Here is a 15,914-nt window from a genome sequence, read left to right on the forward strand (position 1 = left end):
AACCATTCAGTCATCACTCTCACCACAAAATTAGTCGTTATCACCCCGGAATTAGCCGTCATCACCCAAAATAAGGGCTTATCACCTGTCCGGAGGGAGTTATCACCCGGAAATTGATCGTTATCACCCGGCAATAGGATGTTATCACTTGCATTTTGTCGGTTATCACCGGAGAGATTTTACAAAATGGTAGTGATAGGCAGAAAAAATGAGTGATTATCTGTTTTTTGTGGGTGATAGCTGTGGAGGCCTACGCGCTTAGCGCATACAGCAGAGAAATTTTCAGAAATCCCCGCGCAAGTTTTTAAAAGCTTCGGTGTCATACCTTAAAATTCAACAAAAACATAAATTTAAGTAGATGAAAACAAAGTTTAGCTGGCGTGCCTTTATCAGTTTTGGATTAACCTGGGGAATTTTAGTGATCCTGGTGTCGGGTGTAATTTTGTATGTCGCTCCTCCGGGACGTTACGCCCATTGGGTAAACTGGGAATTGGCAGGTTTATCAAAAGAAGGCTGGCAGGCCATACACACTCTATTCTCGCTGGGTTTTATCGTACTTTCCGTATTTCACCTGTTTGCGGTGAACTGGAAAGCCTTTGTGTCTTATCTGAAATCGAAAACCACAAAAGGATTCAGCAAGAAACGGGAACTTATTTTTTCAATCGTAGCTGTGCTGGTATTCTTTTTCGGCACTGTATTTTCCCTTCCGCCTTTTCAAACGGTTATGGATTTTGGCGAATCGGCTACCAATTCGTGGGAGAAAACCGAAGAGCGGGCACCCGTTCCTCATGCCGAGTTATTAACGCTTACCGAACTGGCGCATCAGCTTGATATCGAGTCGGTAGATGAAATTACACGCAAGTTAGACAGTCATAAAATTATTTACAAGGATACGCACACCCAAACTTTGCAGGAAATAGGAGAAGCGAATAATTCAACTCCTTTGGAGATTTATGAGATTATTGAAAAGAAGCCGGCCAATCATGGTCAGGGAATGGGCGTTGGACGAAAGACGATTGAAGATTTCGCGAAAGAACTGAATAAAAGTACCGACGAGTTGATGCAGATGCTGGAAAAGAACAACATCGACGCCAAACCGACTGAAACTTTACGCACCATCGGCGAGAATAATGGTCTTCCACCACGCGATGTTTACAAAATCCTTTCCGAATAATTACATGTACCTTTAAAAAGTGGTATTTTTCTAATCAGAATGTCCGACACCGATAGCATAGAACAATTAAAACAGGGAAGCGAAGCGGCTTTCAAAAAACTGGTCGACACGCATCAGAAACTGGTGGTGAATACCTGCTATGGTTTGGTGCAGAACCGCGAAGATGCTGAAGATATTGCGCAGGATGTTTTTGTTGAAGTGTACCGGAACATCGATAAATTCAGGGCCGACGCAAAACTTTCAACCTGGTTGTACCGAATTGCAGTGAACCGCTCGTTAAACCACATTCGCGATAATAAAAAGCACAAGTGGTTTCATTCGTTCGAAGATGAGGTGGCGGCCAAAAACAGGGAAGTGATGCAGGTTAGCACAGCAAATACCGACGAGCCGGAATACGACTTCGAAAACAAACAGCGGGCAATTATTTTAAAGGAGGCCATTAACAGTTTGCCGCAAAATCAGAAAGTAGCTTTTACCTTAAGTAAATACGAAGAGCTGTCGTACCAGGAAATTGCAGCGATTATGGATCTCTCGGTTTCATCGGTTGAGTCGCTCTTATTCAGGGCTAAAAAGGGGCTGCAGAAAAAGCTGTACAAGTGCTACAAAAAAAAGTGCCTGTAAGCGCAAGTTTTTAAGAATGAACGTGTCATACTAATAAGTGCAAAAGAAATGAAGTGTAAGAATGTACATAGCAAGTTGATTTTTTTCCTGGAGAAGGAGCTGCCGGATTCAGAAATGAAGCAGGTGCAGCAACACCTGGATGAGTGTTCAGAATGTGCTCTCTTTGCAGCGGAAATGAAAAATACACTCCAAATTCTGGATAGCGATAAAGTTACCGATGAAAATCCATTCTTCTTTACCCGCGTAAAAGCGCGACTTGAGAAACAGGAGGAAGAACAGCCTGTTTCGCGTCCGGTTTTGGTTCGTATTTTACAGCCGGTAGCCTTTTCAATTATTCTGCTACTGGGTATATACGGCGGTTTTAAACTGGGCGAATCACCTGATGCAACGGTTGCTGACAGCCAGTTGAGCGAGCAGGAAATGGTGCCGTTCTGGAATGAACTGGAAGCCGAGCCAATCGAAACATTTTTAATGGAATAACAAATGGCAACAAAAAATACATATCGCATATTAATCTGGTTGGTTGTAATTCTGGCAGCCACAAACCTGTCGATGGGAATTTCATTCTGGTACCACAAGCAACAGGATAAAAAAGCAACAGAAACACAACAGGTTGAGATGCCCTCGGAACAACGGACGCGTTTTTTCCGCGAGCAACTGAACCTGCAGCCCGATCAGGTAGATTCTTTTAGAGAATTGAACAGAACTTACAACCGGAGTGCACGCCGGATATCTGATCAGCTTACTCAATTACGAATTGAAATGGTAGAAGAAATGGGAAAAGCCGATGCTGACACCGCAAAACTTCATGCAATTTCAGTCGAAATCGGGGAGATGCACAAAACCTTAAAGGATTTAACTGTTGATTATTATCTCGATATGAAAGCAGTTTGCAACGAAAACCAACAGGAGAAACTAAAAGAAGTTTTCCTGTCGATGACAAAATCAAAAGAAGATGTTTCCTTGCCACAACGTGGCGGCCGGCGCTACGGGCGGCAGAACAGAGAGTAAATAACAATTTAAATAGGAATAAGATGAAAACTAGCAAGTTATTTAACGTTGCCTGGGTGTTATTTGCCCTGGTGTTAACAACAACAACCGTATTTGCACAACGCGGAAGACGAGCAAACCCGGTACAAAACAATCAGAATCTTCCTTGTTTGACTCAGATTTCGAATCTGACAGAGGAACAGGAAACAAGTATTCAGGAACTCGAAGCCAGTCACCAAAAAACAATGGCAGAATTGCGTACAGAACGACGCTCAACAATTAATGCTGTTGAGAAAAGCGAGATCAGAACAGAAATGCTGAAAAAGGTGGAGGCACACCGCAACGACATGAAATCGCTTTTAACCGAAGAGCAGCAAATTCAATACGATCAGCTTCAGGCTTCTATGGGTTACGGACGAAATCAGAATGTGGGAAGAGGGAATAGAAACTTTTCCGCGAAACGGGGAGGTCGGGGAAATTTTGCCCGCGGTAATGGCCGTGGAGCCTGTTATTCGCAACCTGCTTATAATGGCCGCAACTATAATAACAGACCCAATTACAGAAACAATCGAAATACCTGGTAATGGTCAGGGAAACAACCAATACTAAATCGCCGATTCAGCTACCCAAAAATGAAATAAGAGGTGAAAGAAAGTTTAATTGAAAAAATTAGTAAAGATGAAAACAGTAGAAAAACTCGGAATTTTAGTGTTGATGACGGTAACATTACTTTTTACGTCCTGCTCGGAAACAGAACAAATTGATGAATCGTTGGCTGCGGCCGACAAAAGTGTAGAGCTGGCTGGTATTTGTCAGGACAGTTGTACTTTCGATGAACCATTAACCGACGCAGATATTGAAGGTTTGCTGTTGATGCGCGAGGAAGAAAAACTGGCGCACGATGTTTATATGCATTTTTACGGGCTGTACAGCCAGCAACTATTTCTGAATATTGCCAACAGCGAACAAAACCATATGGATGCGGTGCTTGCACTTCTTGACGGATATGGAATTGAAGATCCGGCGCTGGAAGGTGGGGGCGAATTTTCGAATGAAGAACTGGGCAGCCTTTATTCTTCATTGATTGACCAGGGATCGGCAGGTTTGGTTGAAGCACTGAAAGTAGGGGCAACGATAGAAGATTTGGACATTGCTGATCTACAAAATCTGTTGGCCGAGACGGAAAACACCGATATCATTCGCGTTTACGAAAACCTGCTGCAAGGTTCGGAGAACCACATGCGTGGCTTTGTGCGAAACCTGGAAGTGCTGGGCGAAACTTACACCCCGCAGTTTATTTCTGTGGAAGAATTTGAAACAATTCTGGCTGCAAGTAATTCGCAGGGTTATGGTGTCGGTGGTCAGGGAATGGGCAACGGCAGACAAGGCTATGGACAAGGAGGTTACCGAAACGGTCAAAACAAATAACAAAGACCCGGAATTGCTTATTGATGATCAGGAGGCTGTCTTTTTTAGGCAGCTTTTTCTGTGTATTATTAAATCCTTGCCGATGCAGGCCGCGATTCATTCAGATCGTTTTTTTTTCTAGTTAATGGTTAAAACCCTGCTCCCGAAACTTCGGGATTATTGTAGCTACTTTAGTTTCTATAAATTTCCATTATAAAAGGAAGTAGATTTGAGTACAGAGATTTGAGTATTGAGACTCATTTTGCTTTTTCTCTCTACTCACTACTCACTACTCACTACTCATTACTCATTACTCAATACTCATGTTTGCTTTGTCAATTATTCTTTTTTTGAATTTCATTCAACCTTAAACCTATGTACTTTCAGTGCATGTGGTTTATTTTCATTTCCATAGCCGTCGGGATAAAACCTGGCAGTTTATTCAAAAGAAATGCCTTTCAAAACAGGAGCTTCTTCACGTAAGTATTAAAAATCGGACGAAAATGTACCTTACGTTTACATTATTGCTAATAAAGTATAAATTTGTAAGCTCAAAATTCGAAAAGTTAAAAAGGCTGTAAAAGCCGAACAGACAAATTAAGGCAGAAAAATAAACATCATGGCACGTTTAAAAATTAAAGAGATTCTGAAGAATGGAGAAACTGGCAGCGAGGTGGTTGCCAAAGGTTGGGTGAGAACAAAACGAGGTAGTAAAAATGTAAATTTTATTGCCCTTAATGATGGCTCTACCATTCATAATCTTCAGGTGGTGGTTGATGTTGCAATTTTTGACGAAGAATTATTACACAAGATAACAACCGGAGCTGCAATTGCCGTAACCGGTGAATTGGTAGAATCGGCTGGTAGCGGACAGAGCGTAGAGCTAAATGCAAAATCGATTGATTTGCTTGGCGCTGCCGATCCTGATAAATATCCGATTCAGCCCAAAAAACATTCATTGGAGTTTTTGCGCGAAAATGCACACCTGCGTTTCCGCACCAATACTTTTAGTGCCGTTTTTCGTATCCGTCATGCTATGGCTTTTGCCATTCATAAATATTTTAACGAAAAAGGATTTAACTACCTGCACACGCCAATTGTAACGGCCAGCGATGCCGAGGGCGCCGGACAAATGTTCCGCGTTTCAACACTCGATGCTAAAAATCCGCCGTTAACAGAAGAGGGCGGAGTTGATTTTAGCCAGGACTTTTTCGGAAAAGCTACCAACTTAACCGTTTCCGGTCAGCTGGAAGGAGAGTTAGGCGCATTAGCACTTGGCGAGATTTATACGTTCGGTCCTACATTCCGTGCCGAGAATTCGAATACTACACGTCACCTGGCAGAGTTCTGGATGATCGAACCTGAAATGGCTTTTTACGATTTGAAAGACAACATGGATTTGGCAGAAGAATTCCTGAAATACTGTATTCAATATGCTTTGGATAACTGCATGGATGATCTGCAGTTTTTGGCTCAGCGACTGAAAGAGGAAGAAAAAAACAAACCACAAGACCAGCGTTCGATGGATTTGATTGAAAAGCTGGAGTTTGTGCTGAAAAACGATTTTGTGCGTTTGCCATATACCGAGGCGATCGATGTTTTGAAAAACTCGAAACCTTATAAAAAGAAAAAATTCCAGTTTCCGGTGGATTGGGGCGTTGACTTGCAAAGCGAGCACGAACGTTACCTGGTAGAGAAACACTTTAAGTGCCCGGTAATTCTTACCGATTATCCGAAAGACATTAAAGCGTTCTACATGAAACAGAATGATGATGGCAAAACTGTTGGTGCTATGGATGTGTTGTTCCCGGGGATTGGCGAAATTATCGGAGGTTCGCAGCGCGAGGAAGACCTTGAGAAGCTGACTACACGTATGGAGGAGATGGATATTCCGGCCGAAGAAATGTGGTGGTACCTTGACACCCGTCGTTTTGGTTCGGTAGTACACAGCGGCTTTGGTCTTGGTTTCGAGCGCCTTATGCTTTTTGTTACCGGAATGGGCAACATCCGCGATGTAATCGCTTTTCCGCGGACACCTAAAAATGCCGAATTTTGATGGTGTAATTTAGAAAAGCTACTCCGAAAAAAATATTATTTTTACGGAGGTAACAATTGGGATTATGGAGCAAAAACTAACACTACAACAGAAGCTGCTCCAAAAGTTATCACCTCAGCAAATTCAGGTGATCAAACTTTTGGAAATCCCAACTATGCAACTCGAGCAGCGGATTAAAAAGGAGCTGGAAGAAAATCCGGTTTTGGAACTGGAATCGGATAATCCCTCGTCGGTTGACGACCAAATGGATGACGGACAAGATAATAATAACGATATTGATAACGAAGAGTTTTCAATGGACGATTATTATGAAGACGAGGAAATTCCCACCTACAAATTAAACGTTAATAATTACTCAAAAGACGATAAATACATCGATGTGCCGTTTTCGGTAGGTACCAGTTTTCACGAGTTTTTGCACGAACAACTGGGGCTGGCCGATTTGGATGATGAGGAGCAGCAACTGGCCGAATACATTATCGGAAACATTGATGACGACGGATACCTTCGGCGCGATTTGATGGCCATTAGCGACGATTTGGCTTTTAACATGAACCTCGATGTTCCGGAGGAAAAACTGGAGAAAATTTTATTGGCTATCCAGGATTTTGATCCTCCTGGAATTGCGGCCCGCGATTTACGCGAATGTTTACTGTTGCAGCTTGAGCGGAAGGAGAACAAGGATTTTCAGTTGGCAAAAACCATTGTAAAAGACTATTTCCAGGAATTTACAAAAAAGCATTACGATAAAATCAGAACAAAACTGGAGCTTACCGATGAAGAACTGAAAAAAGGAATCGACGAGGTTCTTAAGTTAAATCCGAAACCGGGCAGTTCGTACAGTAATCCGCTAAACAAATCAAATCAGCATATTGTGCCGGATTTTATTCTGGAGTTGGTTGACGGAGAATTAAGCCTGTCGCTGAACCAGCGTAACGTTCCGGAGCTAAAAATCAACGATACCTATAGCGAAATGCTGAGAACCATGAGCCAGAACCAGAAAGCACAAAAATCCGACAAAGAAGCGGTAACTTTTGTGAAACAAAAACTGGATTCGGCAAAATGGTTTATCGATGCCATACACCAGCGGCAAACTACTTTGTTGCTTACCATGTCGGAAATCATCAGCTTTCAGAAAGAATATTTTCAGGAAGGCGACGAAACCAAACTTCGCCCGATGATTTTAAAAGACATTGCCGAGAGAACCGGGCTCGATATTTCAACCATATCAAGGGTTTCGAACAGCAAATACATACAAACGCATTTTGGAATTTACCCGCTCAAATATTTCTTTTCCGAAGGTATGGCAAAAGACGATGGGGAGGAGGTTTCAACACGCGAAATCAAAAAAATTCTGCAGGAATGTATCGAAGGCGAGGACAAACGCAAGCCTTTAACGGATGAGAAACTGGCGAAAATCCTCAAAGAAAAATCGTACAATATTGCACGAAGAACTGTTGCCAAATACCGCGAGCAGCTGGGAGTACCGGTAGCTCGTTTACGAAAAGAATTATAAAATGTCGGAGAGAATAGCGCGAATTATATCTGTAATATTTCACCCGGTATTGATTCCGACGATTGGCATGTTTCTGCTTCTGCATTCCGGATTTTATTTCGATTTACTTTTATGGGAAGCCAAACGTTTTGTGTTGTTGGTGGTGTTTTTTACTACCTGTATTTTGCCTTTGCTTTCGGTGGCAGTACTCGCTTTGAATCCGCGTTTTAATATAAATATGCCCGGGAGCCGCGACCGTTTACTTCCTTTGATAAGCGCATCGGTTTTTTACTACCTGGGATTTATTTTATTACGAAAGGTGCAGGCTGTTCCCGAGTTTAAACTGTTTATGCTGGCTTCGGTGCTGGTACTTGTTGTGTTGCTCGTTGTTTCGTTAAAATGGAAGATCAGCAACCACATGGCAGCCATTGGCGGGCTAAGCGGAACCTTGTTTGCGCTGGCGTTCCGGCATGGGGTGAACCCGGTTTATTCGGTTTTAATTGTAGTATTGTTGTCAGGATTAATCGGCACTGCCCGGCTTATTCTCGGCAAACACGATTTGAAACAGTTGATTGCCGGCTACGGACTTGGTTTTATTGTTCTTTACCTGGTGCTTTATTTTGTGTGAGGAGTATTACTTCATGATCCCCGGGAATCACCACCGGAAATGAAAGGATATCATTATTGTTTCACGCAAAGAAAAGAAGAAGCGCAAAATTCGCAAAGGTATAGCATCTGTTTTGCGTGCTTTGTGAAAACTTTGTGATCTTCTGTGTGAACTTTTTTGTTTTGCCAAAGTGTCTTTCAGTAAAAAAGGGACTTAAAAAGCCCCTTTCGTTATAATATCTTAATTGTTGTTATTCAACAAATTTATAGCCAATTCCTTTGAGCGTTTTAATGTGCTCGTTGCCGATTTTTTCGCGTAGTTTGCGGATATGAACATCGATTGTTCGGTCGCCAACCACTACATTTTCGCCCCAAACCGAATAGTAAATCTCTTCGCGGGTAAATACTTTTCCGGGTTTCGAAACCAAAAGCGAAAGCAATTCAAATTCTTTTCGTGGCAATATCATTTCGTTATCGCCAATACGAATCAGGTAGCGTTCTTTGTCAATAAGCAGGTTGCCAATTGTTACGGTGTTGGTGTCAACCACTTCAACAGGTTGTGTAGCTTCGCCGGTACGTTTTAGCAGTGCTTTTACGCGGCTAACCAAAACTTTTGGGCGAACCGGTTTGGTGATGTAATCGTCGGCTCCGGCCTCAAAGCCTGCAATTTGCGAATAGTCTTCGCCACGGGCAGTTAAAAAGGCAATAACGGTGGTGCTTAGTGCAGGTATTTTTCGAAGCTCCTCGCACGCGGCAATTCCATCCATTTCCGGCATCATTACGTCGAGTATTATGAGGTGGGGTACCTGTTTTTCAGCAACCTTTATTGCTTCCACACCATTTCGGGCGGTAAATACCTCGTATCCTTCTTTTTCAAGGTTGTAACTCAAAAATTCGAGGATATCCAACTCGTCATCAACCAGTAAAACTTTAAATTGATTTTCACTCATAACATAAAATTCTTGACAAAAGTAAATGCTGCTTATTAAAGAACAATTAACTTTCCTTTAAACAAAAAATAAACACGAAACGAAGATAGTGCTTAACTGAACCAAAATACAAATTAATAGCCACTCTTACGTTTTTTTTTACGGAAAGTTTTGATTGGGCTACTTTTGCTTTTCGAGTGTAAAATTGAATGTGGTTCCCTGGTCGAGCACGCTGCGCACATTAATGGATTGATTATGAGCTTCGATAATGTGTTTTACAATGGACAGTCCCAAGCCGGTGCCACCTTGCTCGCGCGAACGCGATTTGTCAACACGGAAGAAGCGCTCAAAAATACGTCGAAGGTCTTTTTTGTCGATACCAATTCCGTTATCGGCAACTTCAACAATTATATTGTCTTCCAAGTCGTGAAACGAAATGTTTACATAGCCGTTTTCTTTGCCATATTTTACTCCGTTAACGATGAGGTTGGTAACCACTTCGAGAATACGTTTTTTGTCGGCACGTACAAAAATTGGCCGATCGGGTTTGTTGATAATTTGCACTGTAATCTGGCTTTCCGATGCTTGCCAGTGTTCCATTTCAATAACTTCCTCAACGGTTTTTACAATATCAAAACGGGTCATATTTAGCTGTAACTCTCCCGATTCCAGTTTAGTGATCGATTCCAGGTCTTCAACGATCGATACCATCCGGTCGATACTTTTTTCGGTTCGTTTCAGGTAAAGTTTATTGATTTTGGGATCTTCCAGGCCGCCTTCCAAAAGTGTAAGCACGTAACCTTGGATATTAAAAATTGGGGTCTTCAGCTCGTGCGATACGTTTCCAACAAAATCTTTGCGGTATTTTTCCAGTTCTTTCAGTCGTTCAATTTCTTTTAATTGCGTCTTTGCCCATTCTTCAACCTCGTACTTTACGTTTAACAGCAAACTGTTCGAGTCGATTTTTTCCTCCATCTTCTTTCCACTCAATGGCAAATCGCGAATGGTGTTATACAAGGGCCGGATTCGATCGATAATGTATTTCTTGATGATGTATAAAATGGAAAAGTAAGCGGCTGCAAAAAAGGCTATTGTAGAAACGATAATGGCCAAAATATTCTCGCCAAAATAGTGTGCCAGCAACGCAATGCCGAAAGCCAGTAAGGTTAAAACAATTGCAACCAGTATGGCCAGAAATTTCGAAGAATATGTTCTCATTTAATGTTATTATGTTTATGTACTATCTGCTGCTCGAAAATAAAACCTTGCAAATAAAGGTTTCAAAAACCGTATAAAAAAGTGGTAATTAATTGGTTAATGGTAATTTCATGGTTAGTTAATATTTTATTAATATTACAAAATGTTTAAACTTTTTTGATGCCTTATATTTGCCGACCTTTATCAAAACCAAATTTTAATGGAAAAATTTTACCTGATTCTTGTAGTTGTTCTTTTTGCACTAGCAATTTCAGACCTGATTGTAGGAGTTAGTAATGATGCTGTAAATTTCCTTAATTCTGCGGTAGGTTCGAAAGCAGCGCCCAAATGGGTAATATTCTTAATGGCCAGTTTAGGCGTGCTAATTGGGGCTACATTTTCAAGTGGAATGATGGAAGTAGCCCGAAAGGGTATTTTTCACCCCGAGATGTTTGTCTTTTCCGAAATCATGATCATTTTTCTGGCGGTAATGATAACCGATGTTATTCTGCTCGACATGTTTAATACCTTCGGAATGCCCACATCAACAACTGTTTCTATAGTTTTTGAATTGCTTGGAGCAGCCGTTGCCGTATCGGTGGTTAAAATAAAGGCTGCCGGAGGATCTGCTTTAATGGAGTTGTCGCAATACATTAACTCGAGTAAGGCACTTGCTATTATTACCGGAATCCTGCTATCGGTGTTTATTGCCTTTACCGTTGGTGCAATTGTACAGTATTTAACCCGCCTGGTGTTTACCTTTAAATACCGTGGGCCAATGAAATATTTTGGGGCGGTTTTTGGGGGATTGGCAATTACCGCAATTACCTATTTTATTGTGATTAAAGGAATGAAAGGATCAACTTTTGCCAGTATGGAGTTGGCAAATGGTGAGACCGTTCAGGGATGGGTAAAAGCCCACACCGGATTAATGTTGCTGTATAGTTTCGGTTTCTGGGTAGCTCTTATTCAGTTGTTAAAATGGATTTTCAACATTAAAATATTAAAGGTTGTAGTGCTGGCCGGAACTTTTGCACTTGCAATGGCCTTTGCCGGAAACGACCTGGTAAACTTTGTTGGTGTGCCGCTGGCCGGGTATAGTTCACTTCTAAAGTGGAAAGCTGGAGGAGCAGGCGATCCACAGGATTTCTCGATGAAAGAACTTGCAAAACCCGTTGAAACTCCCGTTGAAATGCTTTTAATAGCAGGGCTGGTAATGATTGTAACGCTGATCATGTCGAAAAAGGCAAAGTCGGTAATTGCAACTTCGCTCGATTTATCGCGTCAGAACGCAGGAGACGAACGCTTCGGCTCGTCGTTTGCCGCACGGGTAATCGTTCGCGGAACCACAAAATTCAACAAACGACTAAAAAGCGTTCTGCCATCGTCGGTTACCGAAGGTGTAAGTTCGCGTTTTAAACCACATTCGTATGTTCGCGAAGACGACCAGGATCCGCCTTCGTTCGATAAAGTTCGGGCATCGGTAAACCTGGTGGTGGCAAGTATTTTAATAGCCATTGGTACCTCGCTAAAACTTCCGTTGTCAACTACATACGTAACTTTTATGGTTGCCATGGGTACATCCTTATCCGACCGTGCCTGGGATCGAGAAAGTGCCGTTTACCGCATTTCGGGTGTTTTTGCGGTAATTGGTGGTTGGTTTTTAACGGCCTTAATTGCTTTTACCGTATCGGGTGTAGTAGCGTTGATAATTGCTTTGAGTGGTAAATTCATGATTTTCGTGTTTGTGGTTGTAGCTATTGTTATGGTAATCCGTACACACACCATGATGAAAAAGCGTGACCAGCAGGCCGCTGAAGAAGATGAAGAAATTGTAGAAGCCGATGCACACGAGCAAATTCTGGAGAAAAGTGCCAAACAAATGGTAAATGCGGTAAAATCGAGTGACCTGATTGTTACCGACGGAATTGAAAGCTTCCTGAAGGAGGACAGAGTGGGGTTGAAAAAGGCAGAGGAGGCGAGTAAAAAATTCTCGAAAAAATCGAAGAAAAACCGCGACAAAGTTTATTCAACGGTTACAAAATTCACTGAAGGCGCGTTGGATACCAGTCATTTTTATGTGCAAATGATGGAGCACAAACGTGAAATGGCACATGCCGTGCACTTTATGCTCGAGCCAATGATTAAACACATTGAGAACAATCATAAACCATTTATTGAAGAACAGCATGTTGAATTGCGGGAAGTAACAAAACGAATTGATGAGTTCTTTAAATCGGTGCTGAAGGATATGGAAGGTAAAACTTTTGAAGACCTGGAGCAGCTGATTGACGAACGCGACGAAATTCTGGAACAAATTTACAGGATGGAGAAAAACCAGATAAAACGTATTAAAAATAAAATGGTTAATACGCGAAACTCACAGTTGTTTTTCAAAGTAATTTCGGAGCTGGAGTACTTGTTACTGCACACCGTAAATCTGATGAAAGCCTACCGTGATTTTATCACCAATACCGTTCAAAAGAATTAAAAATCAATACATAGTATTTTAAAAGCCGGAATAAATTTTCCGGCTTTTTTATGAAAGTCACTTTGGTAAAAACAAAAAAAGTTCACGCAGAGTAGATCACTAAGTTTTCGCAAAGTACGCAAAACAGATTCTATGCCTTTGCGAATTTTGAGCTTCTTCTTTTCTTTGCGTGAAACAATATTGATATCCTTTCAGCCCTGTTGGTGATTCCCGGGATTCATGAATGTTTTATTTTTCGTAATTTGAAATCGAACATGGTTTATTCATATATTGCACGTTAGAGGCGAAAATGTAATCAAAATGTAATCGAATTGTAACAAAACTAATTGGTTTTTGAAACACCTTTGCCGGCGATTACAAAATGATTAAAGGTATAGATTGACAATTAATCTGACAGCATAATTAAAAACGAATAAATGGAAAATTTTTATTTAATTCTGGTGGTCGTTCTTTTTGCTTTGGCAATCTCCGATTTGATTGTAGGAGTAAGTAACGATGCAGTTAACTTTTTAAATTCTGCAATTGGATCGAAAGCTGCTCCTAAGTGGGTTATCTTTCTTATGGCCAGTATTGGAGTACTGGTTGGAGCCACTTTCTCGAACGGAATGATGGAAGTTGCCCGAAAGGGGATTTTTCATCCCGATCAGTTTTATTTTGCCGAAATCATGGTCATATTCCTGGCCGTAATGATCACCGATGTAATTCTTCTCGATTTGTTTAACACCTTTGGGATGCCAACATCAACTACGGTAAGTATTGTTTTTGAGTTGCTTGGCTCGGCAGTGGCAGTTGCCGCGGTTAAAATCAAGGGAATGGGACTTTCGGTAGCCGCCGAATTATCGAATTACATCAACTCAAGTAAAGCACTGGCAATTATAACAGGTATTCTCCTGTCGGTTTTTATTGCCTTTACGGTTGGTGCCCTGGTTATGTACATTACGCGGTTTATCTTTTCATTCCGCTACCGGGGGCCAATGAAATATTTGGGTTCTATTTTTGGTGGCCTTGCTATTACGGCAATCACCTATTTTATTGTTATTAAAGGAATGAAAGGCTCGTCGTATGCCGGGGTTGAGCTGGCATCGGGAGAAACCCTGCAAGATTATTTTAATCACAATGTTGCATTGATATTGTTGGTTAGTTTTGGTTTTTGGGTAGTATTTATTCAGTTGCTGAAATGGATATTCAATATTAAAATTCTGAAGGTTGTGGTAATGGTTGGAACTTTTGCGCTGGCCATGGCTTTTGCGGGCAACGACCTTGTAAACTTTATTGGCGTGCCGGTAGCCGGATTTAAATCGTTTCAGGATTGGATGGCCTCGGGAATGCCTGCCGAACAGTTTTCGATGGCAAATCTGGCCGGAAAAAGCAGCACGCCAGTCTATATGCTTATTGTTTCAGGACTGGTTATGGTTATTACCTTAATCATGTCGAAAAAGGCGCGTGCCGTTACCGAAACCGAATTAAACCTTAGCCGTCAGGATGCAGGCGACGAGCGTTTCGGATCGTCGTTGGCAGCACGTGTTATGGTGCGCGGATTTACAAACTTCAATAAAAAAGTTCAGAATACTTTGCCGCCGGCGGTTAGTAATACGCTAAAATCGCGTTTCGAAAAATTCTCATATTACAAAGACGATGAAGAGGCGCCGGCATTCGATAAAATTCGCGCTTCGGTAAACCTGGTGGTGGCCAGTATTCTTATTGCACTTGGTACGTCGTTAAAATTGCCACTCTCTACCACTTACGTAACTTTTATGGTGGCAATGGGAACTTCGTTATCCGACCGTGCATGGGATCGCGACAGCGCCGTTTATCGTATCTCGGGGGTGTTTGCCGTAATTGGAGGCTGGTTTTTAACCGCATTAATCGCCTTCTCGGTAGCCGGGTTAATCGCTATGATTATTTCGCTGAGCGGGAAATTTATGATCTTTGTATTTGTTGCTGTTGCCCTATTTATGGTTATCAGAACGCAGATTCTTTTCCGTAAACGTGCGCAGGCAAAAGTGGCCGAAGAAGAAGATAATATTAAAGAAGAAGATGAAACAGAAGTTATTATTGCAAAAAGTGCCAAACAAATTCTGAAAGGACTTGACAATACCACTGATATACTTGAAATTGGAATGCAAAGCTTTTTAACCGAAGACAGAAGTGGCTTGCGTAAAGCTGAAGAGGCGTGCAAAGTTCTTTCGAAGAAGGCTAAAAAGAATAAGGATAAGGTGTTTAAAATTGCTGAGAAATTAATGGATAACTCGGCAGAAACAACACACTATTACGTGCAGATGATTGAGCACAAACGCGAAATGGCGCATGCAGTACACTATATGCTGAGCCCGATGATAAAGCATGTGGAAAACAATCACAAACCGTTTACTGAAGAGCAGTCGATAGAATTAATGGCTACAATTGCCAGTGTGACTACTGTTCTGAAAAAGATTTCGAAAATGGTTAAAGAGCAACGCTTCGAGGCTATTGATGTACTGATTGATGAAATAGACCTGGTGATAGAACTGTTACGGAAAAATGAGAAACAACAATTTAAACGTGTAAAACAACAATTGGTGAATACGCGCAATTCGCAATTGTACTTTAAAATACATACCGAATTGGAAAACCTGTTGCTTCATTCGATTAACCTGGTAAAATCGGAGCGCGATTTTATTACACATACAAGAAGCTAGAAATAGTAAACATATAGAAAGAAAAGAGGAGACCGCAAGTCTCCTCTTTTTTTTTTGACGACAATCCCGCTGGTGCGCGATTGTATCCCCCGCTGGTGCGCGATTGTATCGCGTTCCTTCAGTGTCATCTTTTCAAAAAGATGACATCCCTGGCCAATTTAGCTCTGAATAAAAGCCGTTTTTCCTTTTTGAGGGAACCTGCCGGCAGGAATGTCGACAGTTGAGCTTGCCAAATCCCGTACTTTACGTCGGGGACAAAAGGGTAGGAGC

Annotated in this window: 13 protein-coding genes; 11 read left to right on the plus strand and 2 right to left on the minus strand. The window is 41.6% G+C overall.

Going from position 1 to position 15,914, the window contains the following annotated elements; all coding sequences use genetic code 11:
* Positions 1-358: 358 nt before the first annotated feature.
* From BMW53_RS14100 to BMW53_RS14140, 9 genes are all read left to right on the plus strand, one after another.
* The gene (locus BMW53_RS14100; protein WP_038556623.1) at positions 359-1,174 is read left to right on the plus strand and encodes a DUF4405 domain-containing protein; all 816 of its coding nucleotides are present in this window, start codon (positions 359-361) and stop codon (positions 1,172-1,174) included.
* Positions 1,175-1,213: 39 nt separating this feature from the next.
* Positions 1,214-1,795, plus strand: coding sequence for an RNA polymerase sigma factor (locus tag BMW53_RS14105; protein WP_038556621.1), 582 nt, complete (start codon positions 1,214-1,216; stop codon positions 1,793-1,795).
* Between the two features lie 48 nt (positions 1,796-1,843).
* Positions 1,844-2,275, plus strand: a complete 432-nt coding sequence (locus BMW53_RS14110) for an anti-sigma factor family protein (RefSeq protein WP_038556619.1) — start codon at positions 1,844-1,846, stop codon at positions 2,273-2,275.
* 3 nt (positions 2,276-2,278) lie between these two features.
* Positions 2,279-2,806 (plus strand): Spy/CpxP family protein refolding chaperone, encoded by a 528-nt coding sequence (locus tag BMW53_RS14115; RefSeq protein WP_038556617.1) that lies wholly within the window; start codon positions 2,279-2,281, stop codon positions 2,804-2,806.
* 23 nt (positions 2,807-2,829) lie between these two features.
* Positions 2,830-3,369 (plus strand): Spy/CpxP family protein refolding chaperone, encoded by a 540-nt coding sequence (locus BMW53_RS14120; RefSeq protein ID WP_038556615.1) that lies wholly within the window; start codon positions 2,830-2,832, stop codon positions 3,367-3,369.
* A 94-nt stretch (positions 3,370-3,463) separates the two neighbouring features.
* Entirely contained in the window at positions 3,464-4,213 is a 750-nt protein-coding gene (locus BMW53_RS14125) for a DUF2202 domain-containing protein (RefSeq protein ID WP_074780809.1), read from the plus strand.
* A 598-nt stretch (positions 4,214-4,811) separates the two neighbouring features.
* A complete protein-coding gene (gene asnS, locus BMW53_RS14130) occupies positions 4,812-6,248 on the plus strand; it encodes an asparagine--tRNA ligase (protein ID WP_038556613.1) in 1,437 nt (478 codons plus the stop codon).
* A gap of 64 nt (positions 6,249-6,312) precedes the next feature.
* The gene (rpoN, locus tag BMW53_RS14135; RefSeq protein WP_038556611.1) at positions 6,313-7,764 is read left to right on the plus strand and encodes an RNA polymerase factor sigma-54; all 1,452 of its coding nucleotides are present in this window, start codon (positions 6,313-6,315) and stop codon (positions 7,762-7,764) included.
* A gap of 1 nt (position 7,765) precedes the next feature.
* Positions 7,766-8,371 (plus strand): hypothetical protein, encoded by a 606-nt coding sequence (locus BMW53_RS14140; protein ID WP_139178177.1) that lies wholly within the window; start codon positions 7,766-7,768, stop codon positions 8,369-8,371.
* A gap of 229 nt (positions 8,372-8,600) precedes the next feature.
* Here the strand turns inward: BMW53_RS14140 and BMW53_RS14145 are convergent, their stop codons facing one another.
* Positions 8,601-9,299, minus strand: a complete 699-nt coding sequence (locus tag BMW53_RS14145; RefSeq protein WP_038556607.1) for a response regulator transcription factor — start codon at positions 9,297-9,299, stop codon at positions 8,601-8,603.
* A gap of 159 nt (positions 9,300-9,458) precedes the next feature.
* Complete coding sequence (locus tag BMW53_RS14150; RefSeq protein WP_038556605.1) at positions 9,459-10,496, minus strand: sensor histidine kinase; 1,038 nt, start codon at positions 10,494-10,496, stop codon at positions 9,459-9,461.
* 199 nt (positions 10,497-10,695) lie between these two features.
* On the opposite strand from BMW53_RS14150, the gene BMW53_RS14155 reads away from it, so the two are divergent.
* Together BMW53_RS14155 and BMW53_RS14160 are read left to right on the plus strand one after the other, a co-directional pair.
* The gene (locus tag BMW53_RS14155) at positions 10,696-12,966 is read left to right on the plus strand and encodes an inorganic phosphate transporter (RefSeq protein WP_038556603.1); all 2,271 of its coding nucleotides are present in this window, start codon (positions 10,696-10,698) and stop codon (positions 12,964-12,966) included.
* Between the two features lie 416 nt (positions 12,967-13,382).
* Positions 13,383-15,644: an inorganic phosphate transporter gene (locus tag BMW53_RS14160; protein WP_038556601.1), complete on the plus strand. Its 2,262-nt coding sequence runs from the start codon at positions 13,383-13,385 to the stop codon at positions 15,642-15,644.
* Positions 15,645-15,914 lie beyond the last annotated feature (270 nt).

This window comes from Draconibacterium orientale (assembly GCF_900111425.1).
In the GTDB taxonomy this organism is placed as follows: Bacteria; Bacteroidota; Bacteroidia; order Bacteroidales; family Prolixibacteraceae; genus Draconibacterium; species Draconibacterium orientale.

What these genes read in the sequence shown, in the direction of transcription:
- BMW53_RS14100 (WP_038556623.1), top strand. Translation starts at nt 359, where the DNA reads ATGAAAACAAAGTTTAGCTGGCGTGCCTTTATCAGTTTTGGATTAACC.
- BMW53_RS14105 (WP_038556621.1), top strand. Translation starts at nt 1,214, where the DNA reads ATGTCCGACACCGATAGCATAGAACAATTAAAACAGGGAAGCGAAGCG.
- BMW53_RS14110 (WP_038556619.1), top strand. Translation starts at nt 1,844, where the DNA reads ATGAAGTGTAAGAATGTACATAGCAAGTTGATTTTTTTCCTGGAGAAG.
- BMW53_RS14115 (WP_038556617.1), top strand. Translation starts at nt 2,279, where the DNA reads ATGGCAACAAAAAATACATATCGCATATTAATCTGGTTGGTTGTAATT.
- BMW53_RS14120 (WP_038556615.1), top strand. Translation starts at nt 2,830, where the DNA reads ATGAAAACTAGCAAGTTATTTAACGTTGCCTGGGTGTTATTTGCCCTG.
- BMW53_RS14125 (WP_074780809.1), top strand. Translation starts at nt 3,464, where the DNA reads ATGAAAACAGTAGAAAAACTCGGAATTTTAGTGTTGATGACGGTAACA.
- asnS (WP_038556613.1), top strand. Translation starts at nt 4,812, where the DNA reads ATGGCACGTTTAAAAATTAAAGAGATTCTGAAGAATGGAGAAACTGGC.
- rpoN (WP_038556611.1), top strand. Translation starts at nt 6,313, where the DNA reads ATGGAGCAAAAACTAACACTACAACAGAAGCTGCTCCAAAAGTTATCA.
- BMW53_RS14140 (WP_139178177.1), top strand. Translation starts at nt 7,766, where the DNA reads ATGTCGGAGAGAATAGCGCGAATTATATCTGTAATATTTCACCCGGTA.
- BMW53_RS14145 (WP_038556607.1), bottom strand. Translation starts at nt 9,299, where the DNA reads ATGAGTGAAAATCAATTTAAAGTTTTACTGGTTGATGACGAGTTGGAT.
- BMW53_RS14150 (WP_038556605.1), bottom strand. Translation starts at nt 10,496, where the DNA reads ATGAGAACATATTCTTCGAAATTTCTGGCCATACTGGTTGCAATTGTT.
- BMW53_RS14155 (WP_038556603.1), top strand. Translation starts at nt 10,696, where the DNA reads ATGGAAAAATTTTACCTGATTCTTGTAGTTGTTCTTTTTGCACTAGCA.
- BMW53_RS14160 (WP_038556601.1), top strand. Translation starts at nt 13,383, where the DNA reads ATGGAAAATTTTTATTTAATTCTGGTGGTCGTTCTTTTTGCTTTGGCA.